General features: G+C 64.0%; 12 protein-coding genes and 2 tRNA genes. 5 read left to right on the forward strand and 9 right to left on the reverse strand.

Going from position 1 to position 14,735, the window contains the following annotated elements; translation table 11 throughout:
• Nucleotides 1-1,614: an AMP-binding protein gene (locus tag KUW17_RS09300; RefSeq protein ID WP_222478299.1), complete on the forward strand. Its 1,614-nt coding sequence runs from the start codon at nt 1-3 to the stop codon at nt 1,612-1,614.
• Nucleotides 1,615-1,755: 141 nt separating this feature from the next.
• On the opposite strand, the gene KUW17_RS09305 is transcribed toward KUW17_RS09300, so the two are convergent.
• Together KUW17_RS09305 and KUW17_RS09310 are read right to left on the reverse strand one after the other, a co-directional pair.
• Nucleotides 1,756-1,829, reverse strand: a tRNA-Cys gene (locus KUW17_RS09305).
• A gap of 105 nt (nt 1,830-1,934) precedes the next feature.
• A complete protein-coding gene (locus KUW17_RS09310) occupies nt 1,935-2,648 on the reverse strand; it encodes a CbiX/SirB N-terminal domain-containing protein (protein ID WP_222478301.1) in 714 nt (237 codons plus the stop codon).
• Nucleotides 2,649-2,822: 174 nt separating this feature from the next.
• Between KUW17_RS09310 and KUW17_RS09315 the strand changes: the two genes are divergently transcribed.
• From KUW17_RS09315 to KUW17_RS09330, 4 genes are all read left to right on the forward strand, one after another.
• Nucleotides 2,823-2,896: transfer RNA gene (locus KUW17_RS09315), tRNA-Gly, on the forward strand.
• 165 nt (nt 2,897-3,061) lie between these two features.
• Nucleotides 3,062-4,861: an ABC transporter transmembrane domain-containing protein gene (locus tag KUW17_RS09320; protein WP_222478303.1), complete on the forward strand. Its 1,800-nt coding sequence runs from the start codon at nt 3,062-3,064 to the stop codon at nt 4,859-4,861.
• A 232-nt stretch (nt 4,862-5,093) separates the two neighbouring features.
• On the forward strand, nt 5,094-6,983 hold the full coding sequence (locus KUW17_RS09325; protein WP_222478305.1) for an acyl-CoA synthetase: 1,890 nt from the start codon (nt 5,094-5,096) through the stop codon (nt 6,981-6,983).
• Between the two features lie 119 nt (nt 6,984-7,102).
• Nucleotides 7,103-8,029, forward strand: coding sequence for an alpha/beta hydrolase (locus KUW17_RS09330; protein WP_222478307.1), 927 nt, complete (start codon nt 7,103-7,105; stop codon nt 8,027-8,029).
• 9 nt (nt 8,030-8,038) lie between these two features.
• Here the strand turns inward: KUW17_RS09330 and KUW17_RS09335 are convergent, their stop codons facing one another.
• From KUW17_RS09335 to KUW17_RS09365, 7 genes are all read right to left on the reverse strand, one after another.
• On the reverse strand, nt 8,039-8,596 hold the full coding sequence (locus KUW17_RS09335; RefSeq protein WP_222478309.1) for a DUF4453 domain-containing protein: 558 nt from the start codon (nt 8,594-8,596) through the stop codon (nt 8,039-8,041).
• Between the two features lie 66 nt (nt 8,597-8,662).
• Nucleotides 8,663-9,499 carry an alkaline phosphatase family protein gene (locus KUW17_RS09340; protein WP_222478311.1) on the reverse strand — a complete coding sequence of 279 codons (837 nt, stop codon included), beginning with the start codon at nt 9,497-9,499 and terminating at the stop codon, nt 8,663-8,665.
• Nucleotides 9,500-9,643: 144 nt separating this feature from the next.
• A complete protein-coding gene (locus KUW17_RS09345) occupies nt 9,644-10,468 on the reverse strand; it encodes a DUF2182 domain-containing protein (RefSeq protein ID WP_222478313.1) in 825 nt (274 codons plus the stop codon).
• Between the two features lie 6 nt (nt 10,469-10,474).
• Nucleotides 10,475-11,116: a DUF1326 domain-containing protein gene (locus KUW17_RS09350; RefSeq protein WP_222478315.1), complete on the reverse strand. Its 642-nt coding sequence runs from the start codon at nt 11,114-11,116 to the stop codon at nt 10,475-10,477.
• Nucleotides 11,117-11,331: 215 nt separating this feature from the next.
• The gene (locus KUW17_RS09355; protein ID WP_222478317.1) at nt 11,332-12,969 is read right to left on the reverse strand and encodes an ABC transporter ATP-binding protein; all 1,638 of its coding nucleotides are present in this window, start codon (nt 12,967-12,969) and stop codon (nt 11,332-11,334) included.
• Nucleotides 12,966-13,781, reverse strand: a complete 816-nt coding sequence (locus tag KUW17_RS09360; RefSeq protein ID WP_019295750.1) for an ABC transporter permease — start codon at nt 13,779-13,781, stop codon at nt 12,966-12,968. Before KUW17_RS09360 ends, KUW17_RS09355 begins: the two co-directional genes overlap by 4 nt.
• Nucleotides 13,778-14,734, reverse strand: coding sequence for an ABC transporter permease (locus KUW17_RS09365; protein ID WP_222478320.1), 957 nt, complete (start codon nt 14,732-14,734; stop codon nt 13,778-13,780). Before KUW17_RS09365 ends, KUW17_RS09360 begins: the two co-directional genes overlap by 4 nt.
• Between the last annotated feature and the right edge of the window lies 1 nt (nt 14,735).

Consider the following 14,735-nt stretch of genomic DNA (forward strand, 5'->3'; position numbering starts at 1 on the left):
ATGCTGGGACCAACCGCGCATACGGACACGTTCGCCCGGGACAACCTGCCGCCGACGGACCAATGGCCGGAGTTCCTGCTGGAAGGGTTTCAGTACCCGGAGTACCTGAACGCGGCGGTCGAACTGACCGATGCGATGGTGGAGAAGGGCTTCGGCGACCATACCGCGCTGATCGGCAACGGCCGCTACCGCACTTACAAGGAGCTGGCGGACTGGACCAACCGGCTGGCGCATGTGCTGAGCGAGGACCTGGGCGTGAAGCCCGGCAACCGGGTGCTGATCCGCTCTGCCAACAACCCGGCGATGGTGGCCTGCTGGCTGGCGGCGACCAAAGCGGGCGCGGTGGTGGTCAACACCATGCCGCTGTTGCGCAAGGGCGAGCTGGCCAAGATCGTCGACAAGGCGGAGATCTCCCATGCGTTGTGCGACACAAGGCTGAAGGATGAACTGGTCGCCTGCGCCAAGGAATCGAAGTTCCTGAAAACGGTTGTCGGCTTTGACGGCACCTCCAACCATGATGCGGAACTGGACCGGCTGGCGCTGGAGAAACCTGTAGCCTACGAAGCCGTGAAGACGGGCCGCGACGATGTGGCCTTGCTGGGGTTCACCTCCGGCACCACCGGATCGCCCAAGGCGACGATGCACTTCCACCGCGATTTGCTGATCATCGCCGACGGCTATGCGCGCGAAGTGCTGGATGTGCAGCCGGAGGACGTGTTTGTCGGCTCACCGCCGCTGGCCTTTACCTTCGGTCTGGGCGGGCTGGCGATCTTCCCGCTGCGCTTTGGCGCCGCGGCGACGCTCTTGGAAAACGCCTCTCCGCCGAACCTCATCGAGATCATTGAGAAATACAAGGCCACCGTCTGCTTCACGGCCCCCACTGCCTACCGGGTGATGCTGCGGGCGATGGAGGAGGGGGCGGATCTGTCCTCGCTCCGGGCGGCGGTCTCGGCGGGGGAGACCCTGCCCGCGCCGGTCTATCAGGAGTGGATGGACAAGACCGGCAAGCCGATGCTGGACGGGATCGGCGCGACGGAGCTTTTGCATATCTTCATCACCAACCGGTTCAGCGATCACCGGCCCGCCTGCACCGGCAAACCGGTGACCGGCTACCAGGTTAAGGTGCTGGACGGTGATGGCAACGAAGCGCCCCGCGGCGCGGCCGGGCGGCTGGCAGTCAAAGGTCCGACCGGCTGCCGTTATTTGGCCGATGAGCGGCAGGGGGAATACGTGCAGGACGGCTGGAACATCACCGGCGACAGCTTCATCCGGGATACGGATGGTTACCTGCATTTTGCAGCCCGCAACGACGACATGATCGTCTCCTCCGGCTACAACATTGCAGGCCCCGAGGTGGAGGCGGCGCTGCTGGCGCATGAGGCTGTGGCGGAATGCGCGGTGATCGGGGTTCCGGATGAGGCGCGCGGCGAGATCGTGCAGGCGCATGTGGTGCTGGCCGAAGGGCAGGCTCCGTCAGAGGCGCTGGTCAAGCTGCTGCAGGATCATGTGAAGGCAACCATCGCGCCCTACAAGTACCCGCGCTCGGTAGTGTTCACCGGGGCACTGCCGAAAACCGAGACCGGCAAGATCCAGCGCTTCAAGCTGAAAGGGTAATCTTTCCGGCTGACGGAAACAGGAACCCGCTGGCGGCTGCACGGCCGCCAGACAGCGGGTGTCGGGTGAAGGGGCCTGCCGCTGGCGCCGGTGCGGCAGAAGTAAGGGCCTGAAAAGACACAATTTACCTGCAGGAGGAGGTGGAGGCGAGTACCGGAATCGAACCGGTGTACACGGATTTGCAATCCGCTGCGTCACCACTCCGCCAACTCGCCATCCGTGGTGTAAGCCGTGATTAATCACATGCCCGGCGCCGGTGCAAGAGGCCAATTGCCTCCGCCAGTGCCAAAATTTGCTTTTCCTTCCGCCGTGTCAGATTCTCAGCCGGCGGCGCGCCCGTCAAGGCTTGCGGCTTGGATGGCTTTGGCGATCAGCGCCGGGACGCCCGGCAGGGCGCCGGCCACAGGCAGCACGCTGCCGCCAAAATCAGCCGCCTCCAGCGCTTCGGGAAGGTCCTGTTTCACATGGTCGCCGGCCTGGGCAAAGAAGGGCAGGCAAAGGGACTGCGCGGGCAGGGGGCTGGCGGCCGCGGCAATCCGGGGGTCCTGCTCGACATAGCCCAGCGTCAGGCTGCAGCCCGGCAGCAGCGGGCTGAGGCCGGCGGCAAAAGCCTCTGCCGCTTCTGCGGCCCGCAGACCGCGGGCAGAGCCGTGGGCGGCCAGCAGCAGATGGGTCTCCTGCAGGGGCCAGCCCTTGGCGCCGGATGCCTGGCGCACAGCGCGGGCCGCCAGGTCCGGCAGGCCGGCGTCAAGGCCGAACGGCGCGGCCATCCGGCAGGTCTTGCCCTGCAGGCGGGCAGGCAGGGCCTTGCTGGTGAAATAGCCGCGCGACATGAAAAACGGATAGACCACGGCATCGTCTTCCATCACCTCTTCCAGCCGGCCGGGCGCCGCCAGAGTGGCGGAGCGGACGTCCCAGCCGGGAAGATGCGCGGCAACGGCTGCCGCCGTGGCGGCCAGTTCCGCCTCTGCCGGGCCGGGGGCGGAGGGCTGGCCATGCGCGGTGATGACGGCGGTTCGCGGGCTTTGGGGCAAGGCGGTCTCCCGGAATGCTGGGCGGCTGGCAGGTCAGGTGGATTGTTCTGTTATTTGGGGCACTTGCCTGGCCTTTCGCAAGGGGCGCAGTGAAATTTCCGCCGCTGCAAAGGCAAACGAAAACAAGGTGGTTGACCTTCCCCGGCGGTTCACCTAAATCAGCAAATGTCCTGAGCGGGTATGGTGAAATGGTATCATAAGAGCCTTCCAAGCTTAAGGTGCGGGTTCGATTCCCGCTACCCGCTCCAGACCTTCCCAAGCCGCCGGATTGATACCCTCTGACGCAGTGCGCAGCTGTTTTCAGGTGCTTTTTGAAGCTGCTCAGCGCTTGACGCGCGGGGCCTGCGGGGCCATGAACCTTGGCGAAGGCGCGGGGGGCTGCCCCGCCAGACCAAAATGCAGAAGGATCCGGAATGGCGCGGAGACAAGCGGCCCCGAATGCGGAGCAAGAGCGGGAGAAGTCCCGGAAAATCGGTGTGCTGTCGGCCCTGTGGCCGTTCATGCGGCCCTACCGCCTGCTGATGCTGGCTGCGACCTGTGCTCTGGTGCTGACGGCGGCGCTTTCGCTGACCCTGCCGCTGGCGGTGCGCCGGGTGGTGGACAATTTCCGGGTTTCCGATTCCGAACTGCTGAACCTCTATTTCAGCGCAGCCCTCGTGATTGCGGCGCTGCTGGCGGTGGGCACCGGTGTCCGCTATGCGCTGGTGACGCGGCTGGGCGAACGGGTGGTGGCCGATATCCGCAAGGCGGTGTTCGACCGGGTGATCGGCATGAGCCCGGAGTTTTATGAGCGCATCATGACCGGCGAGGTGCTGAGCCGGATCACCACCGACACCACGCTGATCCAGTCGGTGCTCGGCTCGTCGGTGTCGATTGCGCTGCGCAACCTGCTGATCTTCCTGGGCGGCATGGTGCTGATGCTGCTGACCTCGGCGAAGCTGACAATGATGGTGCTGCTGATCGTGCCGGCGGTGATCGTGCCGATCCTGGTGCTGGGCCGGCGCCTGCGCGCCATCAGCAAGGAGAACCAGGACTGGATCGCGGCGTCCTCCGGCAATGCGGGCGAGGCGCTGGGGGCGGTGCAGACGGTGCAGGCCTTCACCCACGAGAGTGCCAGCCGCCGGAAATTCGGCGAGATGACGGAAACGGCCTATGACGTTTCGCGCCGCCGTATTCAGACCCGGGCCTTTCTGACCGTGATCGTGATCTTCCTGGTGTTCTCCGGCATCGTTGGCGTGTTGTGGATGGGCGCAAACGATGTGCGCGCCGGGCTGATGACCGAAGGCACGCTGATCCAGTTCGTAATCTACTCAGTGCTGGTGGCCGGCTCGGTTGCGGCGCTGTCGGAAATCTGGAGCGAGCTGCAGCGCGCAGCCGGGGCAACCGAACGGCTGGTGGAGCTGTTGAACGCCGAAGATACCGTGCTGGACCCGGTTGCGGCGCAGGTGCTGCCCGCGCCGGTCAAGGGGGAGATCACCTTTGACAATGTTTCCTTCCGCTACCCTTCGCGCCCGGATGTTTCGGCGCTGGAGGAGGTGTCGCTGACGGTGAGTCCGGGCGAGACGGTCGCCTTTGTCGGCCCTTCCGGCGCTGGCAAGACCACCATCATCCAGATGCTGCAGCGGTTCTACGACCCCAACCAGGGCGCGGTGAATCTGGACGGCGTGGCGCTGACGCAGCTGCAGCGGGATGAGTTCCGCCGCCATATCGCGCTGGTGCCGCAGGACCCGGTGATCTTTGCCGCCTCGGCGCGCGAGAACATCCGGTTCGGCCGCCCCGAGGCCACCGATGCCGAAGTGGAGGCCGCCGCCGCGGCTGCTGCAGCGCATGACTTCATCTCCAAGCTGCCGGAAGGCTATGACAGCTTTGTCGGCGAACGGGGGGTGATGCTGTCGGGCGGGCAGAAGCAGCGGATCGCCATCGCCCGCGCCATCCTGCGCGACGCGCCGGTGCTGCTGCTGGACGAGGCGACCTCGGCGCTGGATGCGGAAAGCGAACGCCTGGTTCAGGCGGCGGTGGATGAGCTGAGCCAGGGCCGCACCACGCTGATCGTGGCGCACCGGCTGGCAACGGTGAAGAAGGCCGACCGCATCGTGGTGATGGACCAGGGCCGGATCGTCGCCACCGGCACCCATGATGAGCTGGTGGGGCAGGGCGGGCTGTATGCGCGGCTGGCCAAGCTGCAGTTCACCGAAGGGCTGGCGGCGGAATAGGCGCCAGACAGCGTGGCAGGACAGGCGCCCCGGACCGGTTCCGGGGCGTTTTTCGTTGAAAACCGCCCGTTGCTGCGAATTGGCGCGACGTCACGGGCCAAGCTGCCTTGGCGTGACCCTGCCGCGGCGCTTGCGCAAACGCGCGTTTGCAATAGTCTGGGCAAAAAACGGAGACACACTCCGTGCAGCGGCCGTGCAGCGGCCGTGCACCGGAGGAACGGGGAGGAGATTTATGGGTTTTTCCGGAATCGCGGACCGCGATGCGCTGCAGAATGAAATGCCGTATGAGGCACGGGATCTTCCGGCCACATTGTACGGGATGCTGTCGCGCACTGCGGACAAATACCCAAACAGCAATGCCGCCAGCTATCAGATATTCTCTGGCGCCCGGGACAAGGCGGAGACGCTGACCTGGAGCATGCTGAAGGATCAGGTGAGCCAGGCGGCAAACATGTTCCGCGCCCTGGGGATCGGCGAGAAGGACGTGGTCGCCTATGTGCTGCCCAACTGCACCGAGACTCTGGTGACCATGATGGGCGGCGCAGTGGCGGGGATCGTGAACCCGATCAACCCGCTGTTGGAGCCGGAGCAGATCGCTTCGATCCTGCGGGAGACCAAGGCCAAGGTGGTGGTGACCCTGCGGCCATTCCCAAAGACGGATGTGGCGCAGAAGGTGGCGGAAGCGGTGCGCCATGCGCCGGGCGTCAACACGGTGCTGGAGGTGGACCTGAACCGCTATCTGACGCCGCCGAAATCCTGGATCGTGCCGCTGGTGCGGCCGAAGATGGACACCCGGCCCAGCCATGCGGATTACCTGAGTTTTTCCAAGGAAATGGCAAAGCAGCCCAAGACGCTGAGCTTTGCCGACAGCGCGGGCGACCGGGTGGCGTGCTATTTCCACACCGGCGGCACCACCGGCATGCCCAAGGTGGCGCAGCACAAATACTCCGGGCTGGTCTACAACGGCTGGCTGGGCAGCACCCTGCTGTTCACCGAAGAGGACAACATCATCTGCCCGCTGCCGCTGTTCCATGTCTTTGCGGTGCATGTGATCATGATGGCGGCGGTGGCCTCGGGTGCGCATGTGGTGTTCCCGACGCCGCAGGGCTATCGCGGCGAGGGCGTGTTCGACAACTTCTGGAAGCTGATCGAACGCTGGAAGATCACCTTCATCATCACTGTTCCAACCGCCGTGTCGGCGCTGATGCAACGGCCGGTGGATGCGGATATCTCAACCGTGAAAACCGCCTTTTCCGGCTCGGCCCCGATGCCGATGGAGCTGTTCAAGCGGTTCGAGAGCGCCTCCGGCGTCACCATCGTCGAGGGCTACGGCCTGACCGAGGCCACCTGCCTGGTCAGCTGCAACCCTCCGGGCGGCGAGAAGAAGGTGGGATCCGTTGGCATCCCGTTCCCCTATACGGACGTGCGGATCGTCAAGCAGACCAATGGCGGCCCGCTGGAATGCGCGCGCGACGAGGTGGGCGAGATCTGCGTGTCGAACCCCGGCGTTTATGCCGGCAATACCTACACCGAGGCCGACAAGAACCTGGACCTCTACTACCAGGAGAAATACTTGCGCACCGGCGATCTGGGACGGATCGACGAGGACGGCTATTTGTGGATCACCGGCCGCGCCAAGGACCTGATCATCCGCGGCGGCCACAACATTGATCCGGCGGAGATCGAGGAGGCCCTTCTGGGCCATGATGCGGTGGCCTTTGCCGGCGCCATCGGCCAGCCGGACGCGCATTCCGGCGAGCTGCCCTGCGCTTTTGTGGAACTGGTCGACGGTGCCGCCGTCAGCGAGGCGGAACTGCTGGAGTACTGCAAGGTGCATGTGCATGAGCGGGCGGCGATTCCCAAGCACCTGACGGTGCTGGAGGAGCTGCCGAAAACCGCGGTGGGCAAGGTGTTCAAGCCCGATCTGCGCAAGCTTGCGATCACCCGCGTCTACAACGGGGCCTTGGAACAGGCCGGGGTGGCGGCACGTGTTGTCAGCGTGGTCGACGACAAGAAGCGCGGGCTGGTGGCGCAGGTCGCCGCCAATGGCAGCCCGGAGGCTGACATCGATGGCGTGCTGAACAATTTCACCCGGCCCTGGGAGCCTGCCGCGGCAGCGTGATCCTGCCAGACAGTGTGGGATAAGGAGCGCCCTTCGGGGCGCTTTTTCTTTCAGGCATTCCATTTGCGCAAAACTGTGCCTAGGCTCACGGGGACAGCGGCGTGCAGGGAGGCTCGCAGATGGACTACGAACGGCTGATCGACGAGGAGACCTGGGACTTCATCCAGAAGACCGGGGAGCTTTATCCCGATGACGCCGTTGACATGAGCATCGAAGAGCAGCGCCGCATCTATGATGCCATGGCGCGCGAGTTCCGGGTGCCGCGGCCGGATGTGGTTTCGGTCCAGGAGCTGTCGGCCAACGGTGTGCCGGTGCGGGTCTATACCGCAGGCGACCCGACCCGCACGGTGCTCTTCTGCCACGGCGGCGGCTTTGTCGTCGGCGGCCTGGACAGCCATGACGATGTCTGCGCCGAAATCTGCGCCCAGACCGGCTATCGTGTGGTGTCGGTGGATTACCGGCTGGCGCCAGAGCACAAGCACCCCGCCGCCTTCGAGGATGTCTGGGTGGTGCTGGGCTGGGTGGAGGCCGGTTACGGCAAGGGCATTGTCCTGATGGGCGACAGCGCCGGTGCCAATCTGTGCGCCGCTGTGGCGCATCATGCGCGCGGCCGCAGCGAGTCCATTTTGGGGCAGGTTCTGATCTACGGAGCCTTTGGCGGCGACATGACCCAGGGGTCTTATATCGAGCACGCGCAGGCGCCGATGCTGACCAGCGCTGACGTGCGCTATTATATGGACATCCGCACCGACGGGCCGCCGCCAATGGGCGATCCGCTGTTTGCGCCGCTGTCGGACAGTGATTTCACCAATCTTCCACCGACTGTGCTGGTAACGGCGGATTGCGATCCGGTCCGCGATGACTCGCGCGAATACCGCGACCGCATCCTGGCGGACGGCGGCAAGGCCTGCTGGATTAACGAGCCCGGCCTGATCCACGGTTATCTGCGCGCGCGCCACACCGTTGGCCGGGCGCGGGACAGTTTCGAGCGGATCTCGGTTGCCATCGAGGCGCTGGGGCAGGGGATTTGGTCCTACGACGACTAGCCGTCCGGCCTAGCCGGCGTAATCCTGGCACTGCTCCTGAAACAGCGACGTGTCCAGCCAGCCGCCGCTGGTGACCTGCCAGTCCGGGCCGGACGTGGTGACATAGGTCCAGCTGCCCACCGGAATGTGGGAATAATTCACATAGTCCCCGGGGCTGATCTGCCCGACCAGGGGCGCATCCGGCCTGTGCCCCGCCCGCAGCCCCATCACCGGGCCAAGCCAGCCCAGGCAGGCGCTTTCGAACTCATCCCGGACCGGCAGGTCCCAAAGCTGGTAGCGCAGGAACAGATCATCGAGATCCAGATAAGTCTGCTTGTTGTTGACCCGGCAGCCAAAGCGGCCTTCCATCTGCTTGACCTCTGCGACCAGGCGCTCTGCCTGCGGCGGCAGGGAAACCGATTTGCCGATGCAGTCCCCGTTGTTGAACACCGCCTGCCCCAGAGGCGAGCCGAAACAGTATCCGGCGCGGTCAATCACCGCGTTCCGGGTGAACCACAGGTCGTGGCAGGCGTCGCTGGCCAGCGACGGGGCGGCGAGCAGCGAAAGCAGGGCAGCAAGGGATTTCATGGCAAATTTCCTGACATCTGAAAACGGCGGCTGAGGGCCATCCTAGCACACAGCCGCCGTATCCGGTCACTTCAGGAACGGCTCTGCCTTCATGGTCCCGGCAACCGGCGCGCCCAGCCGGTTGAGGATGGTGGGCGCCAGCTGGCGCTGGTCGATCACCGTGTCATGGTCGGGGCCGTCGGCCTCGCCGAAATAGTAGAGCGCGGTTTCCTGCTGCAGCGGGCTGCGGCCGCCGTGGTGGCCGCGCTCGTCTTGGCCGTGGTCGGCGGTGACGATCACCTCATAGCCTAGGTCGCGCCAGCGGGTGATGAAGGGGGCCAGCATCTCATCCATCACGAAACAGGCGTGGTCCATCTCCTGGCAGTCGTGGAAATAGCGGTGGCCCATGCTGTCCAGCGTGCAGGTGTGCAGCATGCCGTAGTCGAGGCCGAAGCGCAGGCAGAGGTTGGTCAGGGTGCCGAACAGGTCGACATCCGACGGGGTCATCTGGTTGTCCTTGCCGTAGCCGGTCATGGTGTGAAAGCGGCCGTGGTTGATGGTCTTGCTTTCCGGCTCGTCATATTCGATGTCGCGCACGTAGTCGAAGGGGTGGCGGTTGAAGAAGGACGACCAGTAGCTGTGCGCCACGGCACCGGTCACGCCGCCCGCTTCGCGCACCTGGCTGAACACGTCCTTTTCCTTCAGCCGGAACACATTGGCATTGCCGGTGCAGCCGTGAATGGCCGGGGCCACGCCGGTGTGGATCGAGGCATAGCAGCTGGCCGAAGTCGACGGCAGCACCGCCCGCAGCTTCCAGACGCGGGCATCGCCGCTGTCCACCCAGCCTTCGAGGTTGCCGAACAGGCGGCGGAAATTGCGCCAGGGCACGCCGTCCAGAATGATGAGCAGGAGTTTGTTGTCCATTTGCCGAATCCTTTTGCCTTGCGGGGGCTTCGGGAGGGTATCTTTGCGGCTGAATCTTGAATTGCCATTCAAAAAACGGCGGATCGGCAGGAAACCGGCATTTTCGGGGCGGCGTTGCAGTTTTGCCGGTGAACGGCCGCGGCATCAAAACGCGGTGATGAGCACATAGCTGCCAGCCGCAAGGAGCAGTGTGCCGGCGGCAGAGGCAAACAGCCTTGGATGGGGAAAGGTCTTCTCGGCCAGCACAAACAGCGCCAGCCCGGCAATCCAGTAGAGGTTCATGATCCCGCCGGCAAACAGCAGGAGCATCAAGGCCCAGCAGCAGCCAAGGCAGTAGGTTCCATGGTGGGCGCCTATCAGTATAGCACCGTCCAGGCCTGTGCGTTTATGCGCGGTCAGAAATTGTACCGGCAAACGGCAGTGAGTCAGGCAGGCGTGCTTGTAGGGGGTAAACTGATAGGCGCCCGCCGCCAGCAGGACCGCACCGCCGAGGGCGCGGCTGCTAAGCGACATCATTGGGCCGTTTGACAGGCCCGTGGTTTCCAGCCACCACTGCAGGGCGGTGGCAATTGCAGAAAAGAAGGCCCAGGCGAGCAGGTAGCCGCTCAGGAACAGCATGCTGAGGAGCGGCGCCTTGCCGGGTGCGGAACCGGCCTTCTTGATGGCGGTGAACAGCAGCAGCACCGGGGCCGCGCTGGGGGTCATCATGGCGATCATCATCACCCACCACATCAGGAAGATCAGAACCGCGTAGCCCAGGGTCCAGGGCGCTCCAGCGCCCATCGCCATCGGCTCCCCGATCGGGCGGGCCATGCGGGTCATCTCAACCGCGGTCATGTCCATGCCGACGCCCAGAACGGTGTAAAGCCCGCTGAGAAGCACGACAAAGGCCACGGCCCCCAGCACCACCTTCTGATCGTTGCGGGCCAGGCGCTCGGCTGTACCGGTTATGTGCTGCGCCCGGGCCATGGCGGATCAGGCCGCCCGCTCGACGCCTTTGCCGGTCAGATGCAACTCGGCGACATGGGCGTGGGTTCCGCTGTTCTTGTTCAGGCTGATGGCAGAGCCGGGGGTCTGGGTCGTGCCCCGGCATACGGAGGCCTCGGAGTATTCAAAGCCGTTCGGCAGCTTGATCTGAACCGAATGCGGCGCTCCGGACACGATGTGCGCAATCGGTTCGACCTTGGTTTCCCCAATGCTGCCTGCCTTGCCATGGCCAATTCCGGTTTCTGCGTCAAAACTCAGCGATACCGGTGCGCTGAGTGTTTCGTGCTTGGTGGTGCACATGGCGTTGAAGACGAAGAACATGGTTGCAAATTCTTCGGTATCCTGGCCGGTCATAATCGCCTCAAGCGCAGACTTTTGCTCCGCTGTGGCGCGCTCGTCGATGATGATCTGCATCTCGCCGTTGCCTTCGTGGATCGGGCCCGGCCATTTGTAGATTGCTGCTGCCAGCAGACCGTCCAGCACCGTCTCCCCGTAGTGGCCTTTGTCGATGCGGAAGGTCAGCATCGCTTCGCAGGTGCCGTCATTGGGCAGCTGAGAGAATTGGCAGGGGCAGCCTGGAACGCAGTTGCAATTGGCGATTTCAAAGCCGTGAATGGCCCAGTCTTTCATGACGATCCCTCCTGTTTTGCCAGTGCAAGCAACACTGCCCGGCAAACTCCGGTTGGGCCCGTACGAAAAACAGCTACGCTCAGTGATTTTCTATTGTTTGCAGCAGGTCCCGCTGCATTCTCCCCGGTTCGGTTAAATTATCACAAAATCGTGTATATTTAAAAAGAAAAAGCCCCCGCTGCCGGACAGCGGGGGCTTTGCATCCAATGGTGGAATCAGTTGCCGGCGCTTTCCATCTTGCGATGGGCGATCACCTCTTCCAGCCAGCCGAGCTTCATCTCCGGCACGGAGCTGAGCAGCAGGTCGGTGTAATCGTCAAACGGCGGGCTCAGCACTTTGGACTTGCCGCCGTAGCGCTGCACCTTGCCCTGATACATCACCGCGATGTTGTCGGAGATGGCGCGCACGGTCGCCAGATCGTGGGTGATGAACAGATAGGCCACATCCTCGATCTTCTGCAGATCCAAGAGCAGCTTCAGGATGCCGTCCGCCACCAGCGGGTCGAGCGCCGAGGTGACCTCGTCGCAGATGATCATCTTGGGCTTGGCCGCCAGCGAGCGGGCGATGCAGACGCGCTGCTTCTGGCCGCCCGACAGCTCCGCCGGGTAGCGGTCGATGAACTTCTCGCCCAGCTCGATCTCGTCCAAGAGTTCGATGATCCGCTTTTTCTTCTCCGCACCGCGCATGCCGAAGTAGAACTCCAGCGGGCGGCCGATGATGGTGCCTACGGTCTGGCGCGGGTTCATCGCCACGTCTGCCATCTGGTAGATCATCTGCAGCTCGCGCAGGTCCTCGCGGCTGCGGCCCTTGAGGTCCGGGGAGAGTTTGCGGCCGGCAAACTCGATCTCGCCCTCGCGCGGCGGCAACAGGCCGGTGATCACCCGGGCGAGGGTGGACTTGCCGGAGCCGGATTCGCCCACCACCGCCAGCGTCTGGCCGGGGTACAGGTCGACGTTCACATTGTGCAGCACGTCGAACTGGGTGCCCTTGTAGCGCGCGGTGATGTTGCGCACGCTCAGCACCGGCTCCTCGGTGGGGGCCTTTTCCTCATGCTCGATGGAGCGGACCGAGACCAGCGCCTTGGTGTACTCCTCCTGCGGGTTGTTGATGATCTGGTCGACATGGCCGTATTCGACCGTGTTGCCCATCCGCAGAACCATGATGTCGTCGCTCACCTGCGCCACCACCGCCAGGTCGTGGGTGATGTAGAGCGCGGCAACGCCGGTGTCCCGGATCGCCTCCTTGATCGCCATCAGCACGTCGATCTGGGTGGTTACGTCGAGCGCGGTTGTCGGCTCGTCGAACACCACCAGATCCGGCTCGGGGCACAGCGCCAGCGCGGTCATGCAGCGCTGCAGCTGGCCGCCCGACACCTGGTGCGGGTAGCGTTCGCCGATATTGTCCGGATCCGGCAGGCCCAGCTTGGCAAACAGCACCCGGGCGCGGGCCTCGGCTTCCTTGCGGGAGAACTTCTTCTGCTCCACCGCGGCCTCGACCACCTGGTCCATGATCTTCTTGGCCGGGTTGAAGGAGGCTGCAGCCGATTGCGACACATAGGTCACCTCGGCACCGCGCAGTTTGCGGATGTCCTTGTGGCTGCCCTTGAGGATGTCGCGGCCGTTGACCCAGACCTCGCCGCCGGTGATCTTCACGCCGCCGCGGCCATAGGCCATGGACGCCAGGCCGATGGTGGACTTGCCGGCGCCGGATTCACCGATCAGGCCCAGGACCTTGCCGGGCGCGAGGTCAAAGCTGACCCCGTGCACGATCTCAATGTCGCGGGGGCGTTCGCCCGGCGGGTAGATGGTCGCGCCGATTTTCAGGTCGCGGACTTTCAACAGGGTATCGCTCATCCGCGGCCTCCTTTCAGCGATGTGGTCCGGTTCAGCACCCAGTCAGCCACCAGGTTGACCGAGATCGCCAGAGTGGCGATGGCAAAGGCCGGGATCAGGGCCGCAGGAATGCCGTAGACGATGCCTTCCTTGTTCTCCTTCACGATGCCGCCCCAGTCAGCCTCAGGCGGCTGCACGCCCAGGCCCAGGAAGGACAGGGTGGAGACAAACAGAACCGCAAAGATGAAGCGCAGGCCCATCTCTGCGATCAGCGGCGACAGTGCGTTGGGCAGGATCTCGCGGAAGATGATCCAGGCGGTTTTTTCGCCGCGCAGGCGGGCCGCCTCGACGTAGTCCATCACCTCGATGTCAACCGCAACGGCACGGGCCAGACGGTAGACGCGGGTGGCGTCCAGAAGGCCCATCACCAGGATCAGCATCGGAATGGTGACCGGCGCAACGGACAGCACCACCAGGGCGAAGATCAGCGTCGGGATCGACATCACCAGGTCGACGAAACGCGACAGCGCCTGGTCGATCCAGCCGCCCATCACCGCGGCAAAGAAGCCGAGGACGGAGCCAAGGGTGAAGGACAGCACGGTTGCAGCCGTCGCGATGAAGATGGTGGTGCGGCCGCCATAGATCATCCGGCTGAGAAGGTCGCGGCCGATGTTGTCGGTGCCCAGCAGATAGTCTGCGCTGGAGGGCTCCCACACATCGCCGACCACTTCGCCGACGCCATAGGGGGCCAGCAGCGGCGCAAAGATCGCGCCGAGGAAGTAGAGGGCCGTGAAGAACAGCCCGATGAGTGCGGAAATGGGGATATTCTTCATTTCGGATGCCTCAGGCGCGGGTTGCTCAGGATGGCGACGATATCGGCGATCATGTTGAGGCCGATATAGACGGCGGCAAAGATCAGGCCGCAGGCCTGCACCACAGGCACGTCACGCTTGGACACGTGGTCGACCAGATACTGGCCCATGCCGGGGTAGACAAAGACCACCTCGATCACCACGACGCCGACCACCAGATAGGCGAGGTTCAGCATCACCACGTTGACGATCGGCGCGATCGCGTTGGGGAACGCATGGCGGTAGATCACCTGAAAGGCGTTGAGGCCCTTGAGCTCAGCGGTTTCGATATAGGCCGACTGCATCACGTTGAGGATCGCGGCGCGGGTCATCCGCATCATGTGCGCCAGAACAACCAGCGTCAGCACGGCAATCGGCAGCGCGATGGCGTTCAGCTTCTCAAACAGGCCCATGTTGTCGTTGACCATGGCAACCGAGGGGAACCAGCGCAGCTTCACCGCGATGAAATACATCAGCACGTAGCCGATCAGGAACTCGGGGATCGAGATCGAGGCCAGGGTGACGGCCGAAATCATCTTGTCGGGCCAGCGGTCCTTGAAGCGGACGGCCAGCAGGCCCAGGAAGATTGCCAGCGGGACCGCAACCACGGCAGCCCAGAAGGCGAGGAACAGGGTGTTCCAGAAACGGCTGCTGAGAGCCTGGGCAATGTCCTGGCCGCTGGTCAGCGCGGTGCCAAGGTCGCCCTGCATGGCGCCGAAGAGCCAGGCAAAATAGCGTTGTACGGGAGGATCGTTCACACCCAGCTCAGCCCGCAGGTTGGCCAGTGCCTCCGGCGTTGCCGACTGCCCCAGGATCGATTGCGCAACGTCGCCCGGCAGAACGATGGTGCCGGCGAAGATCACGATTGAGATGAGCAACAAAAGAAGGAGGCTCAGCGCAATGCGCTGAGCCAGGAGTTTTACGATCGGAGACATA

The organism is Leisingera aquaemixtae (assembly GCF_019801145.1).
GTDB lineage: Bacteria > Pseudomonadota > Alphaproteobacteria > Rhodobacterales > Rhodobacteraceae > Leisingera > Leisingera aquaemixtae_A.